Source organism: Bacteroidota bacterium (assembly GCA_016194975.1).
GTDB lineage: Bacteria > Bacteroidota > Bacteroidia > Palsa-965 > Palsa-965.
Genome location: JACQAM010000007.1, coordinates 339,485 through 362,793 on the forward strand (window position 1 = coordinate 339,485; position 23,309 = coordinate 362,793).

Here is a 23,309-nt window from a genome sequence, read left to right on the forward strand (position 1 = left end):
ACGAAATTCACGAAGTACGAAGGGACGAATAGAAAAATTACTTTCGTAGTTCGTACGGTACATGGAATTTATACGTAAACATTTCCGTCTTGTAAGCTGGATCGCCATGGTGCTGGTGACCGGCATCACCGTGCTTTCCATTTACGAATTAAGAAAAACAAGATTCGATTACGAGTTCGAAAGTTTTTTCCCGGTTGATGATCCCGACATCGATGTGTATCATGATTTCAGGAAAACTTTCGGTTACGATAATGAATTCGTTCTTCTTGCGCTCGAAAATAAAAAGGGAATTTTCAATGAGGATTTTCTCGAGCGTGTACAAACGCTCACCGATTCGCTGCGCAATTGCAAAGACATTACGTCCGTGCAGTCGCCATCCGACATGGAATATCTTTCGGGTTCCACCGGCAAGGAGCCTTACATTCATCTCGGTGAACCGGAAAAATTCAAAACTGATTCTGAAAATATTTACAAGTGTGAAGAACTGATCGGTTCTTTTTTCGCAACGAACGGAAAAGCAATAAGTATTTACATCAGCACGACGAACGGTATCTCCAAAGAACATTCAGATGTCCTGCTCGCGAAGATGAATAAACTCATTGCTGCAGGGTATTTCGATACGGTGCATTTTGCGAGCAAACTGAACGGGCAGAAAGTTTATCTCGACCGGCTGAAGCGCGAGTTCGTTGTTTTTTTCTGCGCGTCATTTTTTCTTGTCGTTCTTTTTCTTTTTATTTCCTTCCGTTCCTTCTGGGGAATATGGGTGCCGATCCTCATCGTGATCATTTCCATCATCTGGACACTCGCGCTCATGACCGCGTGCGGGAAACCGCTCGACATCATGACCGTTCTTTTGCCAACGATGATGTTCGTGGTGGGCATGTCGGACGTCGTTCACATCGTTACAAAATACCTGGAAGAACTGCGCGAAGTAAAAGGTATTTCAAGATTCGATGCGCTCATCAAAACAATAAAAGATGTTGGCTTCGCAACTTTCATCACACTCATCACCACCGGCCTCGGATTTCTCACACTGCTTAATTCTCACATTGTTCCGATCCGTGATTTCGGATTGTTCACTTCCATCGGCGTTTTTATTTCTTTCATTCTCGCTTTCACCATTATGCCGGTTGTACTGAATGTTATCCGTCATCCGAACCTTCGTCTTGAGCAAAAGTCATCTCACTTCTGGAGAAAAAATCTTCATCGGTTACTTGCCTGGATATTCCGGAAAAGAAAAATGATCGTGATCGGAACTGTTCTATTGACGCTTGCAAGTGTTTTCGGTGTGACGAGGATCGAACTGAATAATTATCTCATTGAAGGATTAACGCGGCACGATGTGTTGCGCCAGGATTTTATTTATTTCGAAAATAATTTTTCCGGTGTGCGTCCGTTTGAACTCGTGGTAAATCCTTCTGATCCCAAAGGAAATCTTTTCGGATCGAAGGAACTTCATGCCATCGATTCATTGGAGAAATGGCTGAAGAAAAATTATTATGTGGGATTCATTCTTTCTCCGGCGACAATAATTAAAGAAGCAAATAAAAGTTTCAACCAGGGAAATCCGCTTTATTTTAAACTGCCTGATGATTCTGTACTCGCCGGTTTTGTTGCCGACACGGCGAAATTTCTACGAAGAAAAGAAGTAAAACTTTTTGTAACGCGCGATCTGAAAAAAGGAAGGATCTCCGGAAAGATGCACGATGTGGGAAGTAAAATAATCCGTGCAAAAGATGCGCAGCTCAATGCATTCATGCAAACGCCGGAAATGAATTGCATTCAGATAAAACACACAGGCGCGGCAGTGATGCTCGACAAAAACAATGTTTACCTCGTTACGAATATGCTCCAGGGATTATTTTTTTCTGTCTTCGTCGTCGGGCTCATCATCGGCGTCATTCATCGTTCCTGGAAAATGGGGCTCATTGCCATCATCCCGAATTTTCTTCCGATCGTTTTCATTGGAGGATTGATGGGATTCCTCGGCATCGATCTTAAATCTTCAACCTCAATTATTTTCTCCATCGCTTTCGGAATTGCGACTGACGACACCGTACATTTTCTAGGGCGATTAAAATTAGAGCGCTCGAAAGGAAGAACCGTTTTTTATGCGCTGAAGAGAACGTATCTCTCCACTGGAAAAGCAGTGGTCGTTACCTCACTTATTCTCTCCGCCGGATTCATGACACTTATTTTTTCTGCTTTTGAAAGCACTTTCTTTTTCGGAACACTTGTGAGCATCACTTTACTCATTGCAGTATTGACCGATCTGCTTTTATTTCCGCTGCTGGTAGTTTGGTTAGTGAGGGATAAAAAATTCAAAAATTCAAAAAAAAATTAAAGCGAATTTCCGTTTTCAGCAATGGAAGATGAAATTTTTTATTCCGTCACTGCAATATCCTGATCGATCTCTTTTTTTCGGTCGCCATATTTTATTTTGATTGCCATTCCGCCAACAACACGGTAAGGTCCGCTGCTGTCCATTCCGGTAACATAGAAATAATATTTGCCGGTGTGTAAATTAATACAGTGAGTATGATCTTCGCCCACTTCGCCCACATACAACGCGTCATAATTATGAGTCGGATCGCTGGGAAGATCTGTTGCATTGAACTTAATGAAAACAGAATCAGGATAAGTTACATGATTCTTGATTGTGTTGCCATGGTGTTTTGCAAAAACAACAACCGTTGTAGCTCCATCCGTTCCGGCTTTCTTGCAGGAGGAAAATGCAGAAAGAAAAAGAATGAATGCGGAAAATACTCTGAAGATTTTTTTCATGTGAATGGAATGAGAGCAAATTTAGTCAAATTTGAACCGGCGATGTTAATGCGAAAAGTTAAAATTTTCATTCCCGCATTTTATTACCTTTAATTCATCCAATTATTTTCAATTCTTGAAAAGATTTTTCAAATACACCGGCCTTGTCATTCTCGTTTTAGCTGCGGTTGTTCTCACACGCACATTTCTTTTCACTTCGAAACAACTTCCACCGGAAAAATCTCCCGCACAGGTTTTCATTCCCGATTACGTACTCACTCATCTTTCAGACGCCGTTCAGCTTTCTACCATTTCGCATGCGGGCGCGCTAACGAGTGCAGACACGGAGAACCTTTCCCGCTTCGAAGAATTTCTTTTTGAAACTTTTCCGCTCTGCGATTCCTTGCTGCACAAAGACATGATCAACACGTTTGGAATTCTGTACACGTGGCAGGGAAGTGATGCTTCCCTACAACCGTTATTGCTCACCGCTCATCTTGATGTTGTTCCGATCGGTGATGAAAAAAAATGGACGTGTCCTCCGTTCAGCGGAACGATCAAAGACGGATTTCTCTACGGGCGCGGTTCACTCGATGACAAAGGAAGTGCATTGGGAATTCTAGAATCGGTGGAAATGCTTTTGAAAGAAAATTTTCACCCGAAGAGAACGATCCTGATCGCTTTCGGTTTCGATGAAGAAGTAGGTGGCAACAAAGGCGCCGTTCAGATCGCGGATTTTCTGCAGAAGAAAAATATTAAAGCAGAAATGCTCGTGGACGAAGGAATGGTGCTCACGAAAAATATTGTTCCAAATATTGATAAACCTGTTGCGCTGATCGGCGTTGGGGAAAAAGGATATTTGTCGCTTGAACTTTCTGTGAATTTCAATGGCGGGCATTCTTCGATGCCGGGAAAAGAAACTTCCATCGGAATTCTTTCTTCAGCAATTTCTAAATTACAGGATCATCCTTTTCCCGCGCATTTCTGCGAACCGGTGAATCTTTTTCTTGATGACGTAGGACCAGAAATGCCTTTCTTCACAAAAATGGCATTTGCCAACCGATGGCTTTTCAAAAGCATGATCATTTCCAAATATGAAAAATCAAATTCCGGGAATGCCACCGTGCGCACCACAACGGCTCCCACTATTTTCAATGCCGGTGTGAAGGATAATGTGCTTCCTGATTCGGCAAGCGCTGTAATTAATTTCAGGATCCTTCCAGGCGAAACGGTGGAGAGTGTGAAAAAATATGTGGTGGAAATAATAAACGACCCGAGAATTAAAATTGAACAACGGGGATTTTCGGAAGACCCTTCACCGGTTTCTCCTTCCGACAATAATTCATTCGTCACTCTCGAAAAAACCATTCTGCAGATCTTTCCCGGATCACTCACCACTCCCGCACTCATGGTAGGCGCCAGTGATGCGCGTCATTACTACCGCATCTGCAAAAATGTGTACCGGTTTCTTCCCGTACAGTTCACCACTGAAGATCTCGACCGTATTCACGGAAATAACGAACGCATCAGCACCGAAGCTTACAAAAACTCGATCCGTTTCTACAGGCGGCTCATCCTGAATTTCGATTGAAATACCTGCTGAAAATCATTCCTTCGACCCGTTTGCCCGTTCCGGAAAATTTATAACTTTATGCATGCATAATAAATCAAAGTAATACCCCTGTCGCCATGCCGCCAAAAAAAGAAACGTACTGCTCCCGGGTAAAACAATCCTGGCATTCCATTTCCAGGATGTACAATACGATCGGTACTCAACACGACCTTACTACTACCATTGGGTTCATCCTGCTTCACATCGACAACGAGGAAGGAATTCCTTCTACCAGTATCGGCCCCGCTCTTGGAATGGAAGCCACGAGTCTTGTGCGCACGTTACACCAGATGGAACAACGCGGACTTATTGCCCGGAAAAAAAATAAATCAGATGCAAGAAAAGTAATGATCCAGCTCACGAATAAAGGAAAACAGAAACGTGAGATTTCTAAAAAAGTTGTGAAAGCATTTAATGAAGAGGTTGAAAAAAAAATAGGGACATCAAAACTGAAAATATTCAACGAAGTGATCGAAAAAATAAATTCAATAGCGGAAAAACGTAAATAATGGGAACGAAATGCAAAACCCGCCGCTGGCGGTGCGGAAATGCAGAGTTCGAAATTCGAAATCAGCAATTCGGCATTCGCAAGTTCGCACTCCGCATTTTCGCACTAGTTCGTATTTCGTACCCGCATATTAATTTTAGTCTATGAACAGAAAAATAAATAAAGTAGCAGTCCTCGGTTCCGGCGTAATGGGATCGCGCATCGCCTGTCATTTTGCGAATATCGGCCTCGATGTTCTGCTGCTCGATATTGTTCCGAAAGAACTCACGGCGGCAGAGACAGCGAAAAAGAAGTCGCTCAATGACAAAGATGTGCGCAACAGAATTGTAAATGATGCGCTGCAATCTGTTTTAAAAAGTAATCCCTCCCCTATTTACCGGAAATCTTTTGTTTCGAGAATCACTACCGGAAATTTCGACGACGATCTGAAAAATATTTCGAATTGCGATTGGGTGATTGAAGCAGTTGTAGAACGACTCGACATCAAACAACAGGTTTTTGAAAAAGTGGAAAAATTCCGCAAGCCGGGAACTTTAATTACAACGAACACCTCAGGAATTCCCGTTCATCTTCTTACACAAGGGCGTTCCGAAGATTTCAGAAAAAATTTCTGCGGTACGCATTTTTTCAATCCGCCGAGATATTTGCGCCTGCTGGAAATAATTCCCGGCCCCGATACCAATTCAGATGTGATCAGTTTCCTGATGAACTACGGAGAATTGTATCTCGGAAAAACTACGGTGCTTTGCAAAGACACACCAGCTTTCATTGCGAATCGCATTGGTGTTTTCGGGATTATGGCGCTGTTTCACCTCGTGGAGAAAATGAATTTGACCGTTGAGGAAGTGGACAAACTTACCGGGCCTGTTCTTGGCCGTCCGAAATCTGCAACGTTCAGGACGTGTGATGTAGTTGGGCTGGATACACTCATTCACGTAGCGAATGGACTCGATCAGAATTTACCGGATGACGAAGCAAAAGAACTTTTCAAACTTCCCGCTTACGTTGCGAAACTCGGAGAGAACAAATGGTACGGCGATAAAACCGGGCAGGGATTTTACAAGAAGACAAAAAAAGACGGCAAGACAGAAATTCTTGCGCTCGATCTGAAAACGATGGAATATCGTGCGCAGGTGAAAACGAAATTTGCAACACTCGAAGCAACAAAACCTATTGAGAATCTTCGTGAACGGATGAAAATTCTCATTGCCGGAAAAGATAAAGCCGGAGAATTTTATCGCGCCTCATTTTTTGGTTTGTTCCAATATGTTTCCAATCGTATTCCGGAAATCACCAATGAACTTTACAAAATTGACCAGGGCATGAATGCGGGATTCGGCTGGGAACTCGGGCCGTTCGAGGCGTGGGACGCGCTTGGTGTTGCTGAAAGTGTGAAAGCGATGGAAGCTGCAAATCTGAAACCCTCGAAATGGATCTATGAAATGCTGGCAGCCGGCGCAAATTCGTTTTACAAAACTGAGAATGGAAAAAAATTATTCTACGACATTCCTTCGAAGTCCTATACAATAATTCCCGGAACCGAAGCATTCATTCTCCTCGATAATATCCGCGATAACAAAACGGTCTGGAAAAATTCCGGAACAACACTGACCGATATCGGTGACGGAATTCTGAATCTTGAATTTCACACCAAGATGAATACGCTCGGCGGAGAAGTGTTGCAGGGAATAAATACAGCTATAGAAAAAGCGGAAAAAGATTTCCGCGGACTCGTCATCTCCAATGAAGGTGCGAATTTTTCTGCGGGCGCAAATCTCGGAATGGTTTTTATGTTCGCGATCGAACAGGAATGGGATGAACTGGATTTTGCAGTGCGCGCTTTCCAGGCAGCAACATCACGCGTGCGTTACTCTTCTGTTCCGGTTGTCGCTGCTCCGCACAATCTTTGCCTCGGCGGCGGAACGGAAATTTGTCTTCACGCAGACGCAGTGGTTGCTCATGCAGAAACTTATATGGGATTGGTTGAATTCGGTGTCGGTGTGATTCCCGGTGGCGGAGGAACAAAAGAATTCGCAGCACGGCTTTCCGATGAATTGCACGATGGCGATGTGGAATTGAATGCATTCCGGAATCGGTTTCTCACAATTGGACAGGCGAAAGTTTCTACTTCCGCTTATGAAGCGTTCGATCTCGGTTACCTCCGCTATGGAAAAGACAGGGTTGTATTATCACACAACCGTCTTCTTGCCGAAGCAAAAATGGAGGCGTTGCGTCTCGCTGATGAAGGTTACACCAAACCTGTTCCGCGTCACGATATACGTGTGCTTGGCAAATCCGCACTCGGGCTTGCATACGTGGGTGCGAATTCCATGGAAAGCGGCAACTATATTTCTGCTCACGATACACTCATCTCGAAAAAACTCGCTTATGTTTTATGCGGGGGAGATCTTTCTCAACCTACACAAGTGAGTGAACAGTATTTATTGGATCTCGAACGTGAAGCTTTTTTATCATTGTGTTCGGAGAAAAAAACATTAGAGAGAATGCAATCCATTCTTAACGGGGGAAAAATTCTCAGAAATTGATTTAGTATGGCAATCAGTAAATTCACAAAACAATTCAACGAGATACTAGAACTTGCGCAACAGGCGAGGCAGAGCGCCTATAAAAATGTGAACGCCGAACTTATTAATCTGTTCTGGCAGGTAGGAGAATACATCAGCAGAAAAGTAGAAAATGAAGAGTGGGGAATGAATATAGTGGACAACCTTGCTGAATTTCTGGGGAAGAAAAGTCCGGATCTGAAAGGTTTTGACCGCCGGGGGCTCTACAGAATGAAACAATTTTACGAGGCATATAGTTCTGGTTGGGCCGATCCATCAGATAACAGTACAACCATTCCTGTAATTGTGTCCGCAGTGCGGTCACAATTGCGTGGCAAGGGAAAAGTGTCCGCAGTGCGGTCACAAATCGATATCTCTTCGCTTTCCAATATAAAAGATTCCATTCTCGCTCAGATCAACTGGACCAATCATCGTCTCATTTTATCAAAAACAACATCGCGCGAAGAACAGGTCTTTTATCTTTTCCTTACAGTTAAAGAGGGCTATAGTTCACGCGAACTCGAAAGACAGATAGACAGCGGATACTATGAACGCGTAATGCTTTCAAAGAAAAAACTAACTCCGGTTATCAAGAAACTCAAGCGGGATGTCTCGCAGGTATTTAAAGACACGTACGTATTTGAGTTTCTGAATTTACCCGCTACACATTCCGAGCTTGATCTGAAAAACGGATTGGTTCAGAACATCAAAAAACTTCTTCTTGAACTGGGAAAGGATTTTTCATTTGTCGGAGAAGAGTACAAATTAAAAGTAGGTGGCAAAGATTTTTTCATCGACCTTCTTTTTTATCACCGCGAATTATGCTGCCTTGTGGCATTCGAATTGAAAATTGATGAGTTCAAACCGGAATACCTGGGAAAAATGAATTTCTATCTCGAAGCGCTTGACCGCGAGGCGAAGAAAAAACATGAAAATCCGAGTGTAGGCGTGCTGCTCTGCAAACAAAAAGATAATGAGGTTGTAGAATACGCTTTGAGCAGGAGCCTGTCACCAACGTTGATCTCCAAATACAAGACCAAACTGATCGATAAGAAATTATTGAAAAAGAAACTGCACGAGCTTTTCCAATTGGAAGAAAGCCGTCACAAAAATAAATTTTTATGAATGCTTACATAATCGCCGGACTCCGGTCAGCAGTAGGAAAAGCAAATCGCGGCGCTTTCCGTTTTCTTCGTCCCGATGATCTCGCCGCGCAAGTCATCAGGCAAGTCGTTGCGCAGGTTCCTAATCTTGACAAAGAAAAAATTGACGATGTCATTGTAGGAAATGCGATGCCGGAAGCAGAACAGGGATTGAACGTGGGAAGATTGATCTCTCTTCTTGCACTTGACACTGATAAAGTTCCGGGAGTTACTATCAATCGTTATTGCGCCTCAGGATTGGAAACCATTGCAACAGCATCTGCAAAAATTCACGCGGGACTTGCCGATGTGATCATTGCAGGCGGTGTGGAATCGATGAGTTTGATCCCGATGGGCGGATGGCGGGTTATTCCCAATGCAGATATTGCGGCGAATCATCCCGATTGGTATTGGGGAATGGGACTCACTGCGGAAGCGGTTGCAAATGAATACAAAGTTTCGCGCGAAGACCAGGATAAATTTTCCTACAACTCTCACCAGAAAGCGATCGCTGCAATTCAGAATGGAAAATTCAAAAATGGAATTGCTCCTGTGAAAGTGACGGAAGTTTTTCTTGATGAAAACAATAAAAGACAGACGAAAGAAATCATTGTCGACACCGATGAAGGCCCGCGCGCAGACACGAGCATGAATGCGCTCGCTAAACTGAAACCGGTTTTTGCCGATGGAGGAAGTGTTACTGCAGGAAATTCTTCGCAGACTTCCGATGGCGCTGCGTTTGTAATTGTGGTCAGCGAAAAAATGCTGAAAGAATTAAATGTAAAACCCATCGCTCGCCTCGTGAGTTACGCGCCTGCTGGTGTGCCCCCGCGCATTATGGGAATTGGCCCCATCGCTGCAATTCCGAAAGCATTGGCAAAAGCGAATATGAAGCTGGATCAAATCGATCTCATCGAACTCAACGAAGCATTCGCATCGCAATCAATCGCTGTTCAACGAGAATTGAAAATAAATCCTGAAATTCTGAATGTGAATGGCGGAGCAATTGCGTTAGGTCATCCGCTCGGCTGCTCTGGAGCAAAACTTTCGGTCCAGATATTCGACGAATTGAGAGCGAGAAAAAAGAAATTCGGAATGGTAACCATGTGCGTAGGAACAGGACAAGGTGCGGCGGGGATATTTGAATTAATAAATTAACGTCAGCCTTCGACAGGCTCAGTCTGACAACAAATAAAACATTAGCAACCAAGTAACATAAGCAACTATGAGCACCGCACTAAAAGGAGGAGAATTCCTGATCAAAGAAACAGCCGCCGCAGACATTTTCATTCCCGAAGAATGGGACGAAGAAAATTTAATGATGGCGCAATCGTGTAAAGATTTTCTCGCACAGGAAATTTTTCCCAATCTCGATCGCATCGATGCGCAGGAACCGGGTTTGATGCAATCGCTTCTCGACAAAGCGGCGCAACTCGGTTTACTCGGAATTTCTGTTCCGGAAGAATACGGCGGATTCGGAAAAGATTTTAAAACGTCCATGCTCACAACAGAAGTGGTGGGTGCCGGACATTCTTTCGCCGTTGCAATTTCCGCGCACACCGGTATCGGAACATTGCCCATTCTTTATTATGGAAATGCAGAACAGAAGAAAAAATACCTGCCGAAACTCGTGAGCGGAGAATGGAAAGCGTGTTATTGCCTTACCGAACCGGGTTCAGGTTCCGATGCAAATTCAGGAAAGACGCATGCTATACTTTCTGCCGATGGAAAAAATTATGTGATCAACGGGCAGAAAATGTGGATTACGAATTCCGGTTTCGCCGATATTTTCATTGTATTCGCAAAGATCGATAACGATGAAAATCTCAGCGCATTCATCATAGAGAAAAATTTTGGCGGAATTGAATTACAACCGGAAGAACATAAAATGGGGATCAAAGGAAGTTCTACGCGCCAGGTTTTTTTCAACGATTGTAAAGTTCCGGTGGAAAATCTTTTGTCGGAGCGGCAGAATGGTTTCAAGATCGCCGTGAATATCCTCAACGTGGGAAGAATAAAATTAGCCGCGGCTGCATTGGGCGGATCGAAAGGAACCATTACTTCCGCTGCAAAATATTCCAATGAACGTCAGCAATTCGGAAGGCCTATTGCAAAATACGGCGCCATCAAACACAAACTCGGTGAAATGGCGATACAGGTTTTCTCAATGGAATCTGCTTTGTATCGCGCAACACAGAATATTGACGATGCGATTAAAACGTTGCACGCCGGCGGAATGGAATATGAAAAAGCAAAATTGAAAGGCGTAGAACAATTTGCAGCAGAAGCAGCCATTTTAAAAGTTCATGGTTCCGAAGTTTTGGATTTTGTGGTGGACGAAGGTGTGCAGATCTATGGAGGAATGGGATATTCTGCGGAAGCTCCAATGGATCGTGCCTATCGTGATGCGCGCATCAACAGAATTTTCGAAGGAACAAATGAAATTAATCGAATGCTCATTGTCGATATGCTTTTAAAACGCGCGATGAAAGGAGAACTTGATCTGATGGGGCCGGCAACAAAAGTTGCAGGAGAATTAATGTCGATTCCCGATTTCGGAACGACTGACGATTCTTTGTTCGCCGCAGAAAAACGCGCCATTGCCGGATTCAAAAAAGGAATTCTGCTTGTTGCAGGAGCGGCTGTGCAGAAATTAATGATGCAGCTCGCGAAAGAACAGGAAGTGCTCATGGACATTGCCGATATGCTCATTGATCTTTACGCGTGCGAGTCTGTGCAGTTGCGCGTGGAGAAGCTCGTGGGTATGCGCGGTGCAGATGCGTGCGCGATCCAGACCGACATGATGCGTTGCGCGATCTACGATGCAGCAGACCGAATTGCAAAATCAGGAAAAGATGCGATCAATAGTTTTGCAGAAGGAGATGAACAAAGAATGATGCTGATGGGATTGAGAAGATTTACAAAAGTAGATCCGTTCAACACGAAAGAAGCACGGAGAAGAATTGCGGGAAAGATTTTAGAAGAGAATAAATATTGCTGGTGATTTCTTATCTTTATTTTATAAACACAAAAAGATGTCGATTAATAATCTGAAAAAAGTTTTATTCAGCAAAATAGCTGAAACGAAAGACGAGGAAATTCTGAGAGTGGTGTACAGAATTCTTGATAATTGCAATGAAGTGTATCAGATGTCTGCCGAAGAGATCAATGCCGTTAACGAGGCACAGGCAGAATATGAAAAGGGCGAATGTATTTCCGATGAGGATTTTCAAAAAGAGTTTGAGAAATGGCTGAAAAAATAGTCTGGTCGAACAAATTCAGAAAGGAGCTGCGGAAAATACTTGAATACTTGGATCAGCACAATCAAAGCAATGTTTACAGTACCAAATTGATCGGTGAAATTGTTGAGGCGTTCAACCTTATCCGTGAAAACAATCGATTAGGTAAAGAAGCTTCAATGACGGATGTAAGAATTGTCATCGTCGATAAATTCCTTTTGTTTTACAAAATAACAAGTAAAGAACTCATCGTGCTGGCGATTTTTGACGGCAGAAGAAATCCTTCATCGCAAAAGATGCGTTAGAATTCGCAGTTCAACGTGAAAGAAGCGCGGAGAAGAATTGCGAATAAGATGCTGGAGGAAAATAAATATTGCTGGTAGAATTACAAATTACAGGATGACAAATTACGATGGCAGAGGAAATCCTTTACCAAAAAAAATAAAATAGAATCGACCCTTTCATTCTTCCCAATATTTCGTTCCGTGAATATCCATATTCCCTAAATATTCTGCTTCTTTTTTGACTTCATCATATTTTCCATAAACCCGGAATAAACCCGGCACAAAATAATCTTCCGAGATACCATCAAGATCCTTCACAATAATATTTCCTTTCGCATTCATGATCCCCCATTTCTTGTCGATGGAAAAAATAAAATATCTGTTTTTGTTGGGTTGGTAAAGATGATCGTAAATGGCCGGAACGATCACATGTCCATCTTCAGAAGAAACCAATCCATATTTTTTTCCTTTCTGCATGATAAACACTCCGGGCGTATGCGTTCCGTAAACACTGACAGAATCCGAAAATGTGTGGAGTTCTTTCCCCGTAAAATCAAAATAGCGGGAATGCCCAAGCGTATCTGTTGCTCCTATGTAACCCGGCTCGGGAGCGCCGATTACAAAATTGCGATACACTTGTGGAATAATAATTTTTCCAGTGCTGTCCATAATTCCATCCCACGAATTTACGCCTGACATTTTTTTATTGCTGTTTATTTCATAAAAAGAAGTTGTACCTGAAAAAATATAGAGCAGTTTTTTATCGTCAATACTTTGGAGATGACTGGCTTTTCCCGATAAACCTTCACGCTTCGTTCCCGATTCAGTGTATACATCCAGCAAACCATCTTTCGTTTGCTGCATATAATATTCATAGTAGTCGTATTCCAGGATGTAGTGTCTGGATTCGTACTTTACTCTTCCGCCATGTCGCTTCTCGTGATAAATGACTGCCCCGGAATAATATTCCGCGGGAATGATCCATTTGAATTGCTCATTTGCATAACCAAGTTTTCCGTTTTTTATCAATGAAACTACCTTATCCGGATTCACCGCATCGAAAATTATCTCGTCATAAAAATCCGATAAACGATTCCCGGTAGAATCATACACCGCATACGGACTGATTTCATGTGTTCCATTTATGTCGCTGTAAACAGTTTTATTCCGGAGATAAACTTTGTAAAGCTTTTTTTCATAAGGTACGATGGCGCTGAATGTATCCGGGATAATGATTTTTCCTGACGGGGAAAGTAGTCCTTCCCCGGAATGACTCATGCAATAAATGACGGGCTTGTAACTCCAGTTTTCCGGGTGAAAGTAATTTCCATGCAAATTGACTTCGTAATATTCATAATAAGTCAATAATGAATCATACTTATTTGCCGGTAAAATTAAATTCCCGGTTTTATCAATAAGATTATCATTATGCGGAGTTGTTTTGGTCTGAACAAATGCATTACCATTCTGAAATTGACTAATGGAATAATATTTCGCATCGGTTATTTTTTTTCCTGTAACATCCATGAGTCCCCACTTATTCCACTCGCGATACATGAAAATATTTTCACTTCCGTCATAATGAATATCCTCGTAGTCAAATGGAATAATCATTTTTCCTTTGTAATCCATTACTCCCACCCTTACTTTATCTTTATTTCTCACAATGAAAAAGTGGTCATACAATTCATAGGAATAAATTCCGGAATCGAGAGTAAGAATTGTTTTTCCCAGTGAGTCAATGATCCAATTTTTTTTACCGGATGTATCTGAAACAAAAAACACAGTTCCCCATTTCAGGAAATAAAAACTGATGCCGCCATACGCCGGTTTTACTATTTCCTTCTTGTGAATGTTGATCACACCCTGCAATCCTGATTGATCAGCGATCAGAAAGTATTTACTCCCCCAATAACTCATGTCGACATAGTTGCCTTTATAATTTTCTTTCAGCAAAATTTTGCCGGAAACAGATACAAGCTCGTACCCTTCTTTTACTTCCACTAATGCCAATGAATCTGTGTAATCTTCCAACTGGCCAGTCTTAAGTTTTTTTACAATTAGTTTTCCTGACGTATCGTAAACAGCGCAAGGAAAAATTTCCTTTTGCCTGGAGGCGTAGATCACCGGGTAATCATCAAAATTAAAATACTGATACGCTGCGGGAATGATCACCCTTCCTGCCCTCGTTCTCAGGCCATGCTTATTTTTCCTGATGAATTCATAATATCCAAACATTTCATCCGGCTCCTGCCTTGTTGCACAGGGAATGATTTCTTTTCCGGTCGATACTTTAAGAAGCCCCCACAAATAATTTCTTCTCACGTTAACCGAGTCCAGCGAAGGATCCCAATCGATCTGATCGTAAATAGTGGGAACAATTATTTTTCCTTTAAGATCAAGAAAACCATATTTCCCATTCTTGCGAACGAATAAATATTTCCATCCTTTATCACATTCAATTTCATCGTAAATGAGCGGAACGGTCAATTTCCCTTTGAAATTGTACGCGCCTTGCTTTTTGTTTTTCTGCACGATGACCAACGCTGCAGAATCATCACACACATAAACGGATTCATACTTTACCGGAACAATTATTTTTTTCGTGCTATCCACACCTCCCCACAAATTTCCAATCCTGTACGGAATCACATCCGGTAATCGCTGGGAAAAACCATCTATAATAAAAAAAGAAAAGAAAAAGAAAGTGACGGATCTCATCGGGCAAAACTTCATTACTCTAAGTTACTGAATTGCTATTTCCATGAAAAGGTTAATTTTGCTTTCCCATCGGAAATAGATTTATTTCCGGTAACCCAACCCAAAAAAACAAACCTCATGAAAAAAATTTACACGCTTTCAGTTTTTATTTTCTGCCTTTCATTTGCAAAGGCACAGAACTCCATTCCCAATGGAAATTTTGAAAACTGGACTACCGGAACTTACGAGTATCCTTCCTTTGCAACCCAGACTTCAAATCCTGAAGCATTTTTGCGCTGCCAGGTTCCATTCAACTGTTTAAAAACATCTGACTACTACCACGGCGCTTATGCGGTTCAACTCGTCACTCACATTGGCGCGGATACCTGTTTCGGATATTTCATCAATGGAAATCCGAACGGACCTCCAACAAATTACTGGCCCGGTGGAATTCCATACAACCAGCAGGCGACAGGAGTCCGCGGTTATTATAAAAACAATACTCTGGGAAATGATACGGCACGCATCCTCCTTTCATTTAAACTGAACGGCGCGAACATTGGCGTTTATGTTTTACCTTTTTACGGAGTGCATAATTCTTACACCCCTTTCAACATTACATTTTCTCCCGCACTTCCCTTTGCACCCGACACGGTGATCATTGCTGCAGCTTCAAGCGATTTTCTCAACAACAACCTGGTGATGAATAACAGCATGTTCCAGCTCGACAGTCTTACGTTCACCGGTGTTGCAAGTCAGCCCGCGCAATTCGACGGGGATTTTGAAACATGGAACAGTCAAACAATTTATAGTCCGACGAACTGGTATTCGAATACCAATGACGCCGGAACAAGCGTTACACAAACTACAGATCGTGTTGCGGGAAATTTCGCCTGTGAACTGATGACGTATCTCGGTCAGCGTGGACCTAATTCAACTCCGGCAGCAAATTCTTCCAGTGTTTCTACAGGTATGTGGAGTAATTCCTGCAATTGCCAATTGGGAGGCAATGCATTCACCAACCAAATTGACACGCTTGAATTTTATTATAAGTATTTGCCATCAGGAAATGATTCTGCTGAAGTGGATATGAATTATATTCTGAATGGAAATTCCATTAATTGGTTTGGACGACGCCTGGGAGCTTCAGCTTCTTATCAACTCGTTGATATTCCATTTAACCTCGCGCAGGCGCCCGATTCCGTGATCATCAATATTAATTCTTCACTGTGGCAGGATTCAGCACTGACTTATGTGGGCTCCGATCTGAAAGTAGATGAGATGCATTTCAAAACACAACCACTCACCACTTCGATCCCTGTTGCTTTCTCCGGATTGAAAAATATTCCATTCGTTTATCCGAATCCTTCCAATGGAATTTTTATTATCCAGTCTCCGTCAACTATCGATCGCGTGGAAGTGATGAATGATCTGGGTGAAATGATCTATTCTTCCGAATCGAATTCGCAAAGTGTAAATGTGAACCTCTCTTCACAGGCGGCAGGAATTTATTTTGTGAAAATTCTTTCCGGAGAAAAAATATTCACGGAAAAAATTATTGTAAAATAATCTGAAAAATAATTCTATGGCAGCCGGGTGGAAATATCCGGCTGTTTTTTTTATCGAGGATTACTGATAGTACAGATATACAGATCGTGCACGGGTCATAGCGATACCGATTTTAATCGGGAGAAGCAATCCTGAGCGATAGCTTTTGTAATCTGCATATCTGTACTATCTGTAATCAACCCTACGCATCGCACGGCACTCTCAGATCGATAAATGTAAGGTACCAGGTGCTTCCCGAAAGTGTGAAATAGAATTTACCGACAGCAGTATTCACCACGGTTCTCGTGATCTTCGATGCCAGTTGCTTCACCTTGCCCTGGTCGGTTTCCGAAAGCGACGAATACGTCCACGCCTTTTCATCTGCAAAAATATTGAGTTGTGTTGTAAAACAACCCTCTTTGGAATAGCCGCTGCTTTTATTGCAATCAGCAACCGGCAGTTCTCCTTCTACCGGAACCGCCATCATGTTATTGCGATCTAACGGTAGAAGTTTTTTTCCATTCCAGTCAAAATCGTCAAAATGTTTTACGTTCTCGAACTCCGGCATTGCACCCGGCGCATAAATGATCCACAATCCATCATTCGGGGAAATGAATTTATCGGCGAGCGAATCTTTACCTGAAGTAGCGGCATCCGCAAATGCACTGTAGATCCAGTTGAACTGGTGAATTTCATCAGCCGGCTGAAGATCCTGCCTCATCGCTTTCTTCAAAGAATCTTTTGAAGAAAGTGAATCGGTTTTTGATGGGTCCTTCTTTTGATCACCACTACAGGAGAAAAAAAGAAACGCAAGGAGAATAACAGAATACTTCATGTTATTTTTTTTTAAATTCAGGTTCTTTCGTCAGAAAGATAAGCCAGAAAATTGTGATGACCGCAACAAGAGAGGGAAGAATGAATACCGGTAATGGCCCTGCAAATTTCCATAACAATCCTGCTGTAACACTTGCAAAGAGTGTGGCAATACTGGCGAATGCAGAAAAAAGTCCCAATGCTTTTCCTTTGTCTTCTTGCCCGCAGATCATGCTCACCCATGCGCGTGAAATTCCATCCGTGAATGCAGAATACAATCCGTAAATAAAAAATAACAGCACAACGATCCGCAGGTTTCCGCTGTGGCCCGGCACAAGCAATGCCATCCCTGAATACATCATCACGAAAAAAACAAATCCCATAATGAGCATTTTTTTCGGGCCCGATCTGTCCGACAATGATCCTGCCGGAAAAGAAATGATCGCGTAAATGAAATTCGAAAAAATATAACAGGCGATCACCAGCATGGCGGGAGAAATATTCCATCCCGAAATTATTGCACCATTGGGAAAAAGATCTTTTACCCGCAGAAGAAGGAACATGTCGGAACTGTTGAATAAAGCAAAGAGCGTGAGTATTCCCACCAACCGCCTGAAAGCACGCGACGATCTTTTCCAGTATGAAAATGAAAAAAGTTTTTTGCGATGAACACTGCTCTTCACTTTCCCGGCTTTTTCTTTCAGCAGGAACAAAACAGAAACACCGAATAATCCCGGCAACAGTGCGAAATAAAAAAGAGGACGGTAATTTCCGTCGCGGTGAAAACCGATCCACACCAAAGCAATGACCGGACCTATGAATGCACCGGCAGTATCCATTGCGCGGTGAAAACCAAAAACTTTTCCGCGCACATTTTGTCCTGTCTCTTCCGCAAGCATCGCATCACGCGCTCCCGTGCGTACACCTTTTCCCAGGCGATCACTCGCACGCGTGAACAATGCCCAGAAAGGAGACGCAATAAATATTAATGAAGGTTTTGCAATGGCACTGAGAAAATATCCGAAGCGAACAAAAGGCAAACGTTTTCCAAGATGATCACTCCATTCGCCGAACCAGCTTTTTGTAGAACCCGCCACTGCTTCCGCCACACCTTCAAGAATCCCGATCCATACTACACCATAACCGATCGATGTGAGATAAAGTGGCAACACCGGGTAAAGTAATTCACCGGCCATGTCGTTGAGTAAACTCACGACGGAAAGAAGAAAGACAGTTCGCGTTAACCACTTAAACATTAATTGTGGTATTTTAACGGCTTAAAGTTACCGCAAAGAAACACTCCCTGCCCTTTGGCATTATCCTTGCTTTATTCTTCTCAACTAAATAACAACAACCAATGAAAAAGCTCAGTTTAGTCATCGCGTTTGCTGCTTTCTCCGCACTGGCACTTTCCGCACAGGATGGTACCAAACCAAAAAGCAAGAGCAAATCTTCCTCCACTACCACCGCAGCTCCTGCACCGGCCGATAATCGCGCCTCCACCGGAACTGCTACTGCGAGTACTGCCCCTAAGAACACCGTTCCTGCCAAAAAAGGCGGATCGAAACTGGTTAGAGTGAAATCAACTCCGGCGAAACCGATCGAACCAACGAACGCGCCGAAGAATCTCCGCTGACCAGCGATATCTTACATCCTCATCCTGTTGTGCTAAAACGCAACAGGATTTTTTTTGTTTTATCCCAATGTGTCGTGGCTTTTTCATTGCTTTAAAAGAAGTATTTTAAGTACCTTTATAAAAACTTTATTTTGTGTTTAAGACAATTGCCACCCTTTTATTGTTCCTTTCATTTTCAACAATAACTTTTTCCAAAAATGATAGTATAACTACATTGTACCAGGATAATAAAGCACTTAGTGAAAGAGTAACAGAACTCGAAAAACAAAATGTTGCATTAACAAAGGAGAATGAAAAAACAAGCACTAGATTTAGTGATTATCAGTGGTCGTTTCAGGTTTTTCTGAGCATACTTTTCGCCCTTCTTGTAGTGAATTGGTTAAGTGCAAACCGCGCTGCCAGAAAACAAGCAAAGGAAGAGTTGAAGGAAATGAAAGATGAAATAACAACTAAAATCTCAGCAATTTGTGTCCTCATTAACTGAAATGTCAAAGATGCGGATGGAAGCAAAGGAGATTTTGGATGAGATGAAAAGAATTTTAGAAGAAATGAAAACAAAAAAATAATGGCTTTAACATTGGACATACAGAATAAGATTAGGGAGCTATCGAATAAAATACGAGATAACCAAGCGACTGCACAGGAGTATGCAGAGTATGAGCATTTGTTGGTCACCAGCGGAGCAAGCCTTGACCAAATTGAAGCGACATTAAAACAATCTGGTTTTAAATCGTGGGGTGATTATGCCAAAGCTCGTAAGGATGCAACTTCTTTAGAAGAAAAAAGAAAAATTCAAGAATCATTAGTGATAGGCGGATTAATTGGCTTAGGTCTCGGAGTATTAGTTGGACTCATCTCCAAGGAAAAATAATACTTATTTTCATCGGCTCATTCTCATCCTGGCCCTGGAAATCAGCGATTTTAATTTCAACTTCACATCATTTTTCCCCGATTTCCTTTTTTTCCTGAAAGCCACTTCATTATTCACCCAGCGTAAAGCATGCTCATAATATTTTCTCGGGTGCGTTCTCTTGAAATCAATATCACGGTCGGTAGAAACTGACCATTCTCTTTTCCCAATGAATTTTTTTTCTGTTTCTTCATAAAGCGGCGTTCCTTTTATCGGGTAAGCGATCGTGAGCGTGAAATGGTCGGGATCAGAATCAGAAAGATGATCAATCGTGGCGCGAATATCTTCTTCTGTTTCTCCCGGGTAACCGAGCATGATAAATGTTCCGGCTTCCATTCCGTGTTTTTTCACAAGTTGTATTATAGCACAAACCTCTTTCACTTCCACTCTCCGGTCCATCGCGTCAATGATCTTCTGTGATCCGCTCTCGGCTCCTATCCACACACGGAAACAACCGGAATTCCTCAGCAGCCGTATTACTTCTTCATTCAGCCGGTCGGCACGTGTAATGATCTCGTAACTGATCTTTATTTTCCTGGAAATAATTTCATCGTGAAATGCTTTCATCCATTTATGACTGATCGTGAACACATCATCCACAAACCAGATCTTATCGAAGGAATAATTTTTTTTCAGTTGTTCGATCTCCTCTGCAACGAGTACTGCGCTTCTTCTCCGGTACGTGCCTCCATATACAGCGCGGCTGCACCACTTGCAGGTATATGGGCATCCGCGCATCGTGCTCATGGAGATCATGGAATAGCCGTGCGCATTTTTCCATGCGGTAAAATATTTTTGAAGTTCCACTTTATTCCGCGCCGGGAATGGCAGCTCGTCTATATTCTTCAGAAGTGTTCTTTCCGGATTGAAAATGATCTCCTCATTTTTTTTCCAGGCAATTCCATTTACAGCAGCAAGCTCTTTGTTGTTTTCAAAAACACAACATAATTCATGCATCGTTTCTTCTCCTTCACCGATTACCACCACATCTGCTCCTGCCTGCAGGAATTCTTTTGCGTGATGACGGACTTCCGGCCCGCCGAGAATGATCTTTGTTCTCCTGAATTTATTTTCTTTCCTGAGAAATGTGATCAGCCGGAGCACATTCAGTTTGGTCATCAGGTTGGTATAAATTCCGATCACATCCGGAATTTCTTTCAACAGGAATTCTTTCTGCTCCTGAAACGAAGAAAAGGTGCTGTCGAAAATATTAACAGCTTTCCCTTTTTTCTCAAGGAAAGCACCGATATATAAAATTCCGAGCGGGACATACGGTTTCATGATGAGTTTTTCTTTCTCATCTTCTTCCAGGAAATATCCGTGTGTCAATACGATTTTCAAGTGAATTTATTTTCGCACAAGATCAATGAGGTAATGATCGGCTTTATCAGACAAACGGGAAAATTTTCCGAGAATTGATTCAGCGGCATTCAACATTTCCAGATAAAAGGAATGTTGCTGAAAATAGTTCCGGGTATAAGAAGGTGGAATGGCTATACCAATCGGTTTGCAATTCCGGACTGTGAAATATTTTCCGAAATACTTTTTTATTTCTTCCGGGCTATAGTACCATGTTGCCACTTTGCTCCCGGCAATATCTGCTTCAACTGCGTTTGCATTTCTCCGTCGATACGCATTTTTCATATCCTTCTTTCTTTTGAAATAAAATTGCTCCCATTTGCAGTTCCTTCCCATGATCACCATTACGAGACGCCCGCTCCCGTTGAGCAAGTCATTCATTTTTTCAGCAGCGTCCTGTATCGAATCCGGATCAAGGCAATTCATTCCACCGAAATCAGAAAAGATTATATCGAATTTTTTTCCGGAAAATTTTTTCGGCACATTACGAATATCACATTGAATGATTTTTATGTTCTCACTTTTCAGTTTCTGTTCAGCCGCACGGATCATTCCGGAAGAACTATCAGTAGCCGTTACAAGGAATCCTTTCCGGCAAAGCCATTCCGCATCTGTCCCCGTTCCGCAATTCAATTCGAGCAATTCAGGATGTGTCGTCGAAGAAATATTTTTTTCAAGATAACGCCAAACTCTTTTGCGCTGCAGTTTCCCGATGCACGTTTCCGTGAAGGATGCGTCATAGTTTGCGGCATATTTATCGAAAGCGATCTCAGCTGCGTTCATCGGGAAATGCTGCTAATTTTTTTCTTCCTGAAAATTCAAGCTGCGCATAAAATGGAATTGCTGCAACGCGGCGCAGATCGTTTCGCCCGGAGCCGGATGGTGAAAGAATTATTTTTTTCAGGAGACGCACTCCCTGTTTCCGGCGGAATCTCCGGTGTACATAGCGATGAAGTATCCTGTAAAATTCTTTGGGGTAAAAATTACTGAACATCAGTTCGAGATCATCGGAATCGGACCAGTTTTGTTTCTGAACGAGTTCTGTTTTCACAGTTTCATAGAATTTTGTCCCGGGCAATGGATAGGAAACAGAAATTCCAATATCATCCGGCTGAAGTTCATCGACCAGTGCAATTGTTTTCTCAATATCTTCTTTCATCTCGCCGGGATAACCGAACTGGAGAAAAAGCGCAGGATGAATGTTGTTTTTTTTCAGCAAGCGCGTGGCTTCCCTGATCTGTCCGATAGTCGTCCCTTTTTCCATTGCATCCAGAATTTTCTGCGATCCGCTTTCCGCGCCCATCCACACGCTCTCACATCCTGCACGTGCGAGATCATTCACATAATTTTCCTGCACGAGCAGATCGGCCCTTGATTGTATTTTGAATTTTATTTTCAGTCCTTTCACCTCGAGAATATTCGCAAATTTTTTCACCCAGCCCGGTTTCAATCCGAAAATATCGTCAGCAAACCAGAAATGGTCAGGACTAAATTTTTTCTGAAGCATCGAAAGTTCTTCCACTACTTTTTCCGGTGAGCGTGAATTGTATCGATTGCCGTAGATCGGTTTTGCGCACCAGTTGCATTTGTACGGACATCCTCTCGTGGTAGCAACGTTGAGAGAAAAAGAATCATGTGCTGCCATCCACGCTGAGCGGTATTTTTCAATGTCCAGAAGATCCCACGCAGGAACAGGAAAAAGATCGAGGTCTTTCATCACTTCACTGTTCCTGTTGCAGATCGTCTTTCCATTTTTCCTGGAAACCAATCCCGGAATATTTTCGGGAATATTTTTTTTCCTGAGTTCATTCACCAGCATCAGCAACGATTGTTCAGCTTCGCCGCGAATAACAAAATCGGCGCCGTTGTCGAGGTATTTTTCATAATGATCACTTGCATCGCTGCTGCACACGACGACCGTGGAGGAAAATTTTTTTGCAACGCGCTGCATTTCAAACGCAGCTTCCCGCATATTGGTCAGGCACATTTTTGTGAGGTAATTGAAACCATCATCAAAGATTACGAACACATGCGGACTGAATTTCTCCATGAACGGGATCAATTCACCGGCACGGTTCGAGAATTGCGGATCGAACAATTGAACACGGTGTCCATTTTCACGGAGGAATGCAGCAGCGAGAATTGTACCGTATGGCGGATAAGGTTGCGCAGCCCGATCTTGTTTCTGATCGAAATGCATGAACCAGGAATGAGAAAAAAGAACGCGCATG

General features: G+C 42.6%; 20 protein-coding genes. 13 read left to right on the forward strand and 7 right to left on the reverse strand.

From position 1 onward, the window contains the following. Positions 1–61 precede the first annotated feature (61 nt). The gene (locus HY064_06010) at positions 62–2,344 is read left to right on the forward strand and encodes an MMPL family transporter (GenBank protein ID MBI3510198.1); all 2,283 of its coding nucleotides are present in this window, start codon (positions 62–64) and stop codon (positions 2,342–2,344) included. Positions 2,345–2,382: 38 nt separating this feature from the next. On the opposite strand, the gene HY064_06015 is transcribed toward HY064_06010, so the two are convergent. Further along, entirely contained in the window at positions 2,383–2,784 is a 402-nt protein-coding gene (locus HY064_06015; GenBank protein ID MBI3510199.1) for a hypothetical protein, read from the reverse strand. A 115-nt stretch (positions 2,785–2,899) separates the two neighbouring features. On the opposite strand from HY064_06015, the gene HY064_06020 reads away from it, so the two are divergent. From HY064_06020 to HY064_06055, 8 genes are all read left to right on the forward strand, one after another. Then, entirely contained in the window at positions 2,900–4,354 is a 1,455-nt protein-coding gene (locus HY064_06020) for a M20/M25/M40 family metallo-hydrolase (protein MBI3510200.1), read from the forward strand. A 98-nt stretch (positions 4,355–4,452) separates the two neighbouring features. Beyond that, on the forward strand, positions 4,453–4,884 hold the full coding sequence (locus tag HY064_06025) for a winged helix-turn-helix transcriptional regulator (protein ID MBI3510201.1): 432 nt from the start codon (positions 4,453–4,455) through the stop codon (positions 4,882–4,884). A 142-nt stretch (positions 4,885–5,026) separates the two neighbouring features. Then, positions 5,027–7,429 (forward strand): 3-hydroxyacyl-CoA dehydrogenase/enoyl-CoA hydratase family protein, encoded by a 2,403-nt coding sequence (locus tag HY064_06030; protein MBI3510202.1) that lies wholly within the window; start codon positions 5,027–5,029, stop codon positions 7,427–7,429. Positions 7,430–7,435: 6 nt separating this feature from the next. Further along, positions 7,436–8,572, forward strand: coding sequence for a DUF1016 family protein (locus HY064_06035; protein ID MBI3510203.1), 1,137 nt, complete (start codon positions 7,436–7,438; stop codon positions 8,570–8,572). Continuing rightward, on the forward strand, positions 8,569–9,747 hold the full coding sequence (locus HY064_06040; GenBank protein MBI3510204.1) for an acetyl-CoA C-acyltransferase: 1,179 nt from the start codon (positions 8,569–8,571) through the stop codon (positions 9,745–9,747). Before HY064_06035 ends, HY064_06040 begins: the two co-directional genes overlap by 4 nt. Before the next feature lie 67 nt (positions 9,748–9,814). After that, positions 9,815–11,593 (forward strand): acyl-CoA dehydrogenase family protein, encoded by a 1,779-nt coding sequence (locus HY064_06045; GenBank protein ID MBI3510205.1) that lies wholly within the window; start codon positions 9,815–9,817, stop codon positions 11,591–11,593. A gap of 31 nt (positions 11,594–11,624) precedes the next feature. Next, a complete protein-coding gene (locus tag HY064_06050; protein MBI3510206.1) occupies positions 11,625–11,852 on the forward strand; it encodes a hypothetical protein in 228 nt (75 codons plus the stop codon). Then, entirely contained in the window at positions 11,837–12,133 is a 297-nt protein-coding gene (locus HY064_06055; protein MBI3510207.1) for a type II toxin-antitoxin system RelE/ParE family toxin, read from the forward strand. The genes HY064_06050 and HY064_06055 overlap by 16 nt, the downstream gene beginning before the upstream one ends. A gap of 156 nt (positions 12,134–12,289) precedes the next feature. Here the strand turns inward: HY064_06055 and HY064_06060 are convergent, their stop codons facing one another. Then, on the reverse strand, positions 12,290–14,833 hold the full coding sequence (locus HY064_06060; GenBank protein MBI3510208.1) for a WG repeat-containing protein: 2,544 nt from the start codon (positions 14,831–14,833) through the stop codon (positions 12,290–12,292). 117 nt (positions 14,834–14,950) lie between these two features. Between HY064_06060 and HY064_06065 the strand changes: the two genes are divergently transcribed. Next, a complete protein-coding gene (locus HY064_06065; protein MBI3510209.1) occupies positions 14,951–16,381 on the forward strand; it encodes a T9SS type A sorting domain-containing protein in 1,431 nt (476 codons plus the stop codon). 181 nt (positions 16,382–16,562) lie between these two features. Here HY064_06065 and HY064_06070 read toward each other — a convergent pair whose 3' ends face one another. Then, positions 16,563–17,195, reverse strand: coding sequence for a hypothetical protein (locus HY064_06070; protein MBI3510210.1), 633 nt, complete (start codon positions 17,193–17,195; stop codon positions 16,563–16,565). 1 nt (position 17,196) lies between these two features. After that, positions 17,197–18,387 carry an MFS transporter gene (locus HY064_06075; GenBank protein ID MBI3510211.1) on the reverse strand — a complete coding sequence of 397 codons (1,191 nt, stop codon included), beginning with the start codon at positions 18,385–18,387 and terminating at the stop codon, positions 17,197–17,199. A gap of 143 nt (positions 18,388–18,530) precedes the next feature. Between HY064_06075 and HY064_06080 the strand changes: the two genes are divergently transcribed. The 3 genes from HY064_06080 (at position 18,531) to HY064_06090 (ending at position 19,680) form a co-directional block, all read left to right on the forward strand. Next, positions 18,531–18,809 carry a hypothetical protein gene (locus HY064_06080; protein MBI3510212.1) on the forward strand — a complete coding sequence of 93 codons (279 nt, stop codon included), beginning with the start codon at positions 18,531–18,533 and terminating at the stop codon, positions 18,807–18,809. Between the two features lie 133 nt (positions 18,810–18,942). After that, positions 18,943–19,293, forward strand: a complete 351-nt coding sequence (locus HY064_06085; protein ID MBI3510213.1) for a hypothetical protein — start codon at positions 18,943–18,945, stop codon at positions 19,291–19,293. 81 nt (positions 19,294–19,374) lie between these two features. After that, positions 19,375–19,680 carry a hypothetical protein gene (locus HY064_06090; GenBank protein ID MBI3510214.1) on the forward strand — a complete coding sequence of 102 codons (306 nt, stop codon included), beginning with the start codon at positions 19,375–19,377 and terminating at the stop codon, positions 19,678–19,680. 9 nt (positions 19,681–19,689) lie between these two features. Here HY064_06090 and HY064_06095 read toward each other — a convergent pair whose 3' ends face one another. From HY064_06095 to HY064_06105, 3 genes are read right to left on the reverse strand one after another with little or no spacing between them, the layout of a single operon-like run. Continuing rightward, positions 19,690–21,060: a radical SAM protein gene (locus HY064_06095; GenBank protein ID MBI3510215.1), complete on the reverse strand. Its 1,371-nt coding sequence runs from the start codon at positions 21,058–21,060 to the stop codon at positions 19,690–19,692. Positions 21,061–21,066: 6 nt separating this feature from the next. Beyond that, entirely contained in the window at positions 21,067–21,861 is a 795-nt protein-coding gene (locus HY064_06100; protein MBI3510216.1) for a class I SAM-dependent methyltransferase, read from the reverse strand. Beyond that, on the reverse strand, positions 21,848–23,308 hold the full coding sequence (locus tag HY064_06105; protein ID MBI3510217.1) for a B12-binding domain-containing radical SAM protein: 1,461 nt from the start codon (positions 23,306–23,308) through the stop codon (positions 21,848–21,850). The genes HY064_06100 and HY064_06105 overlap by 14 nt, the downstream gene beginning before the upstream one ends. Position 23,309: the final 1 nt, after the last annotated feature.

Coding starts and splice junctions, on each gene's coding strand:
- HY064_06105 (MBI3510217.1), bottom strand. CDS start 23,308: ATGCGCGTTCTTTTTTCTCATTCCTGGTTCATGCATTTCGATCAGAAA.
- HY064_06080 (MBI3510212.1), top strand. CDS start 18,531: ATGAAAAAGCTCAGTTTAGTCATCGCGTTTGCTGCTTTCTCCGCACTG.
- HY064_06090 (MBI3510214.1), top strand. CDS start 19,375: ATGGCTTTAACATTGGACATACAGAATAAGATTAGGGAGCTATCGAAT.
- HY064_06015 (MBI3510199.1), bottom strand. CDS start 2,784: ATGAAAAAAATCTTCAGAGTATTTTCCGCATTCATTCTTTTTCTTTCT.
- HY064_06010 (MBI3510198.1), top strand. CDS start 62: ATGGAATTTATACGTAAACATTTCCGTCTTGTAAGCTGGATCGCCATG.
- HY064_06070 (MBI3510210.1), bottom strand. CDS start 17,195: ATGAAGTATTCTGTTATTCTCCTTGCGTTTCTTTTTTTCTCCTGTAGT.
- HY064_06055 (MBI3510207.1), top strand. CDS start 11,837: ATGGCTGAAAAAATAGTCTGGTCGAACAAATTCAGAAAGGAGCTGCGG.
- HY064_06030 (MBI3510202.1), top strand. CDS start 5,027: ATGAACAGAAAAATAAATAAAGTAGCAGTCCTCGGTTCCGGCGTAATG.
- HY064_06050 (MBI3510206.1), top strand. CDS start 11,625: ATGTCGATTAATAATCTGAAAAAAGTTTTATTCAGCAAAATAGCTGAA.
- HY064_06025 (MBI3510201.1), top strand. CDS start 4,453: ATGCCGCCAAAAAAAGAAACGTACTGCTCCCGGGTAAAACAATCCTGG.
- HY064_06065 (MBI3510209.1), top strand. CDS start 14,951: ATGAAAAAAATTTACACGCTTTCAGTTTTTATTTTCTGCCTTTCATTT.
- HY064_06040 (MBI3510204.1), top strand. CDS start 8,569: ATGAATGCTTACATAATCGCCGGACTCCGGTCAGCAGTAGGAAAAGCA.
- HY064_06060 (MBI3510208.1), bottom strand. CDS start 14,833: ATGAGATCCGTCACTTTCTTTTTCTTTTCTTTTTTTATTATAGATGGT.
- HY064_06045 (MBI3510205.1), top strand. CDS start 9,815: ATGAGCACCGCACTAAAAGGAGGAGAATTCCTGATCAAAGAAACAGCC.
- HY064_06035 (MBI3510203.1), top strand. CDS start 7,436: ATGGCAATCAGTAAATTCACAAAACAATTCAACGAGATACTAGAACTT.
- HY064_06100 (MBI3510216.1), bottom strand. CDS start 21,861: ATGAACGCAGCTGAGATCGCTTTCGATAAATATGCCGCAAACTATGAC.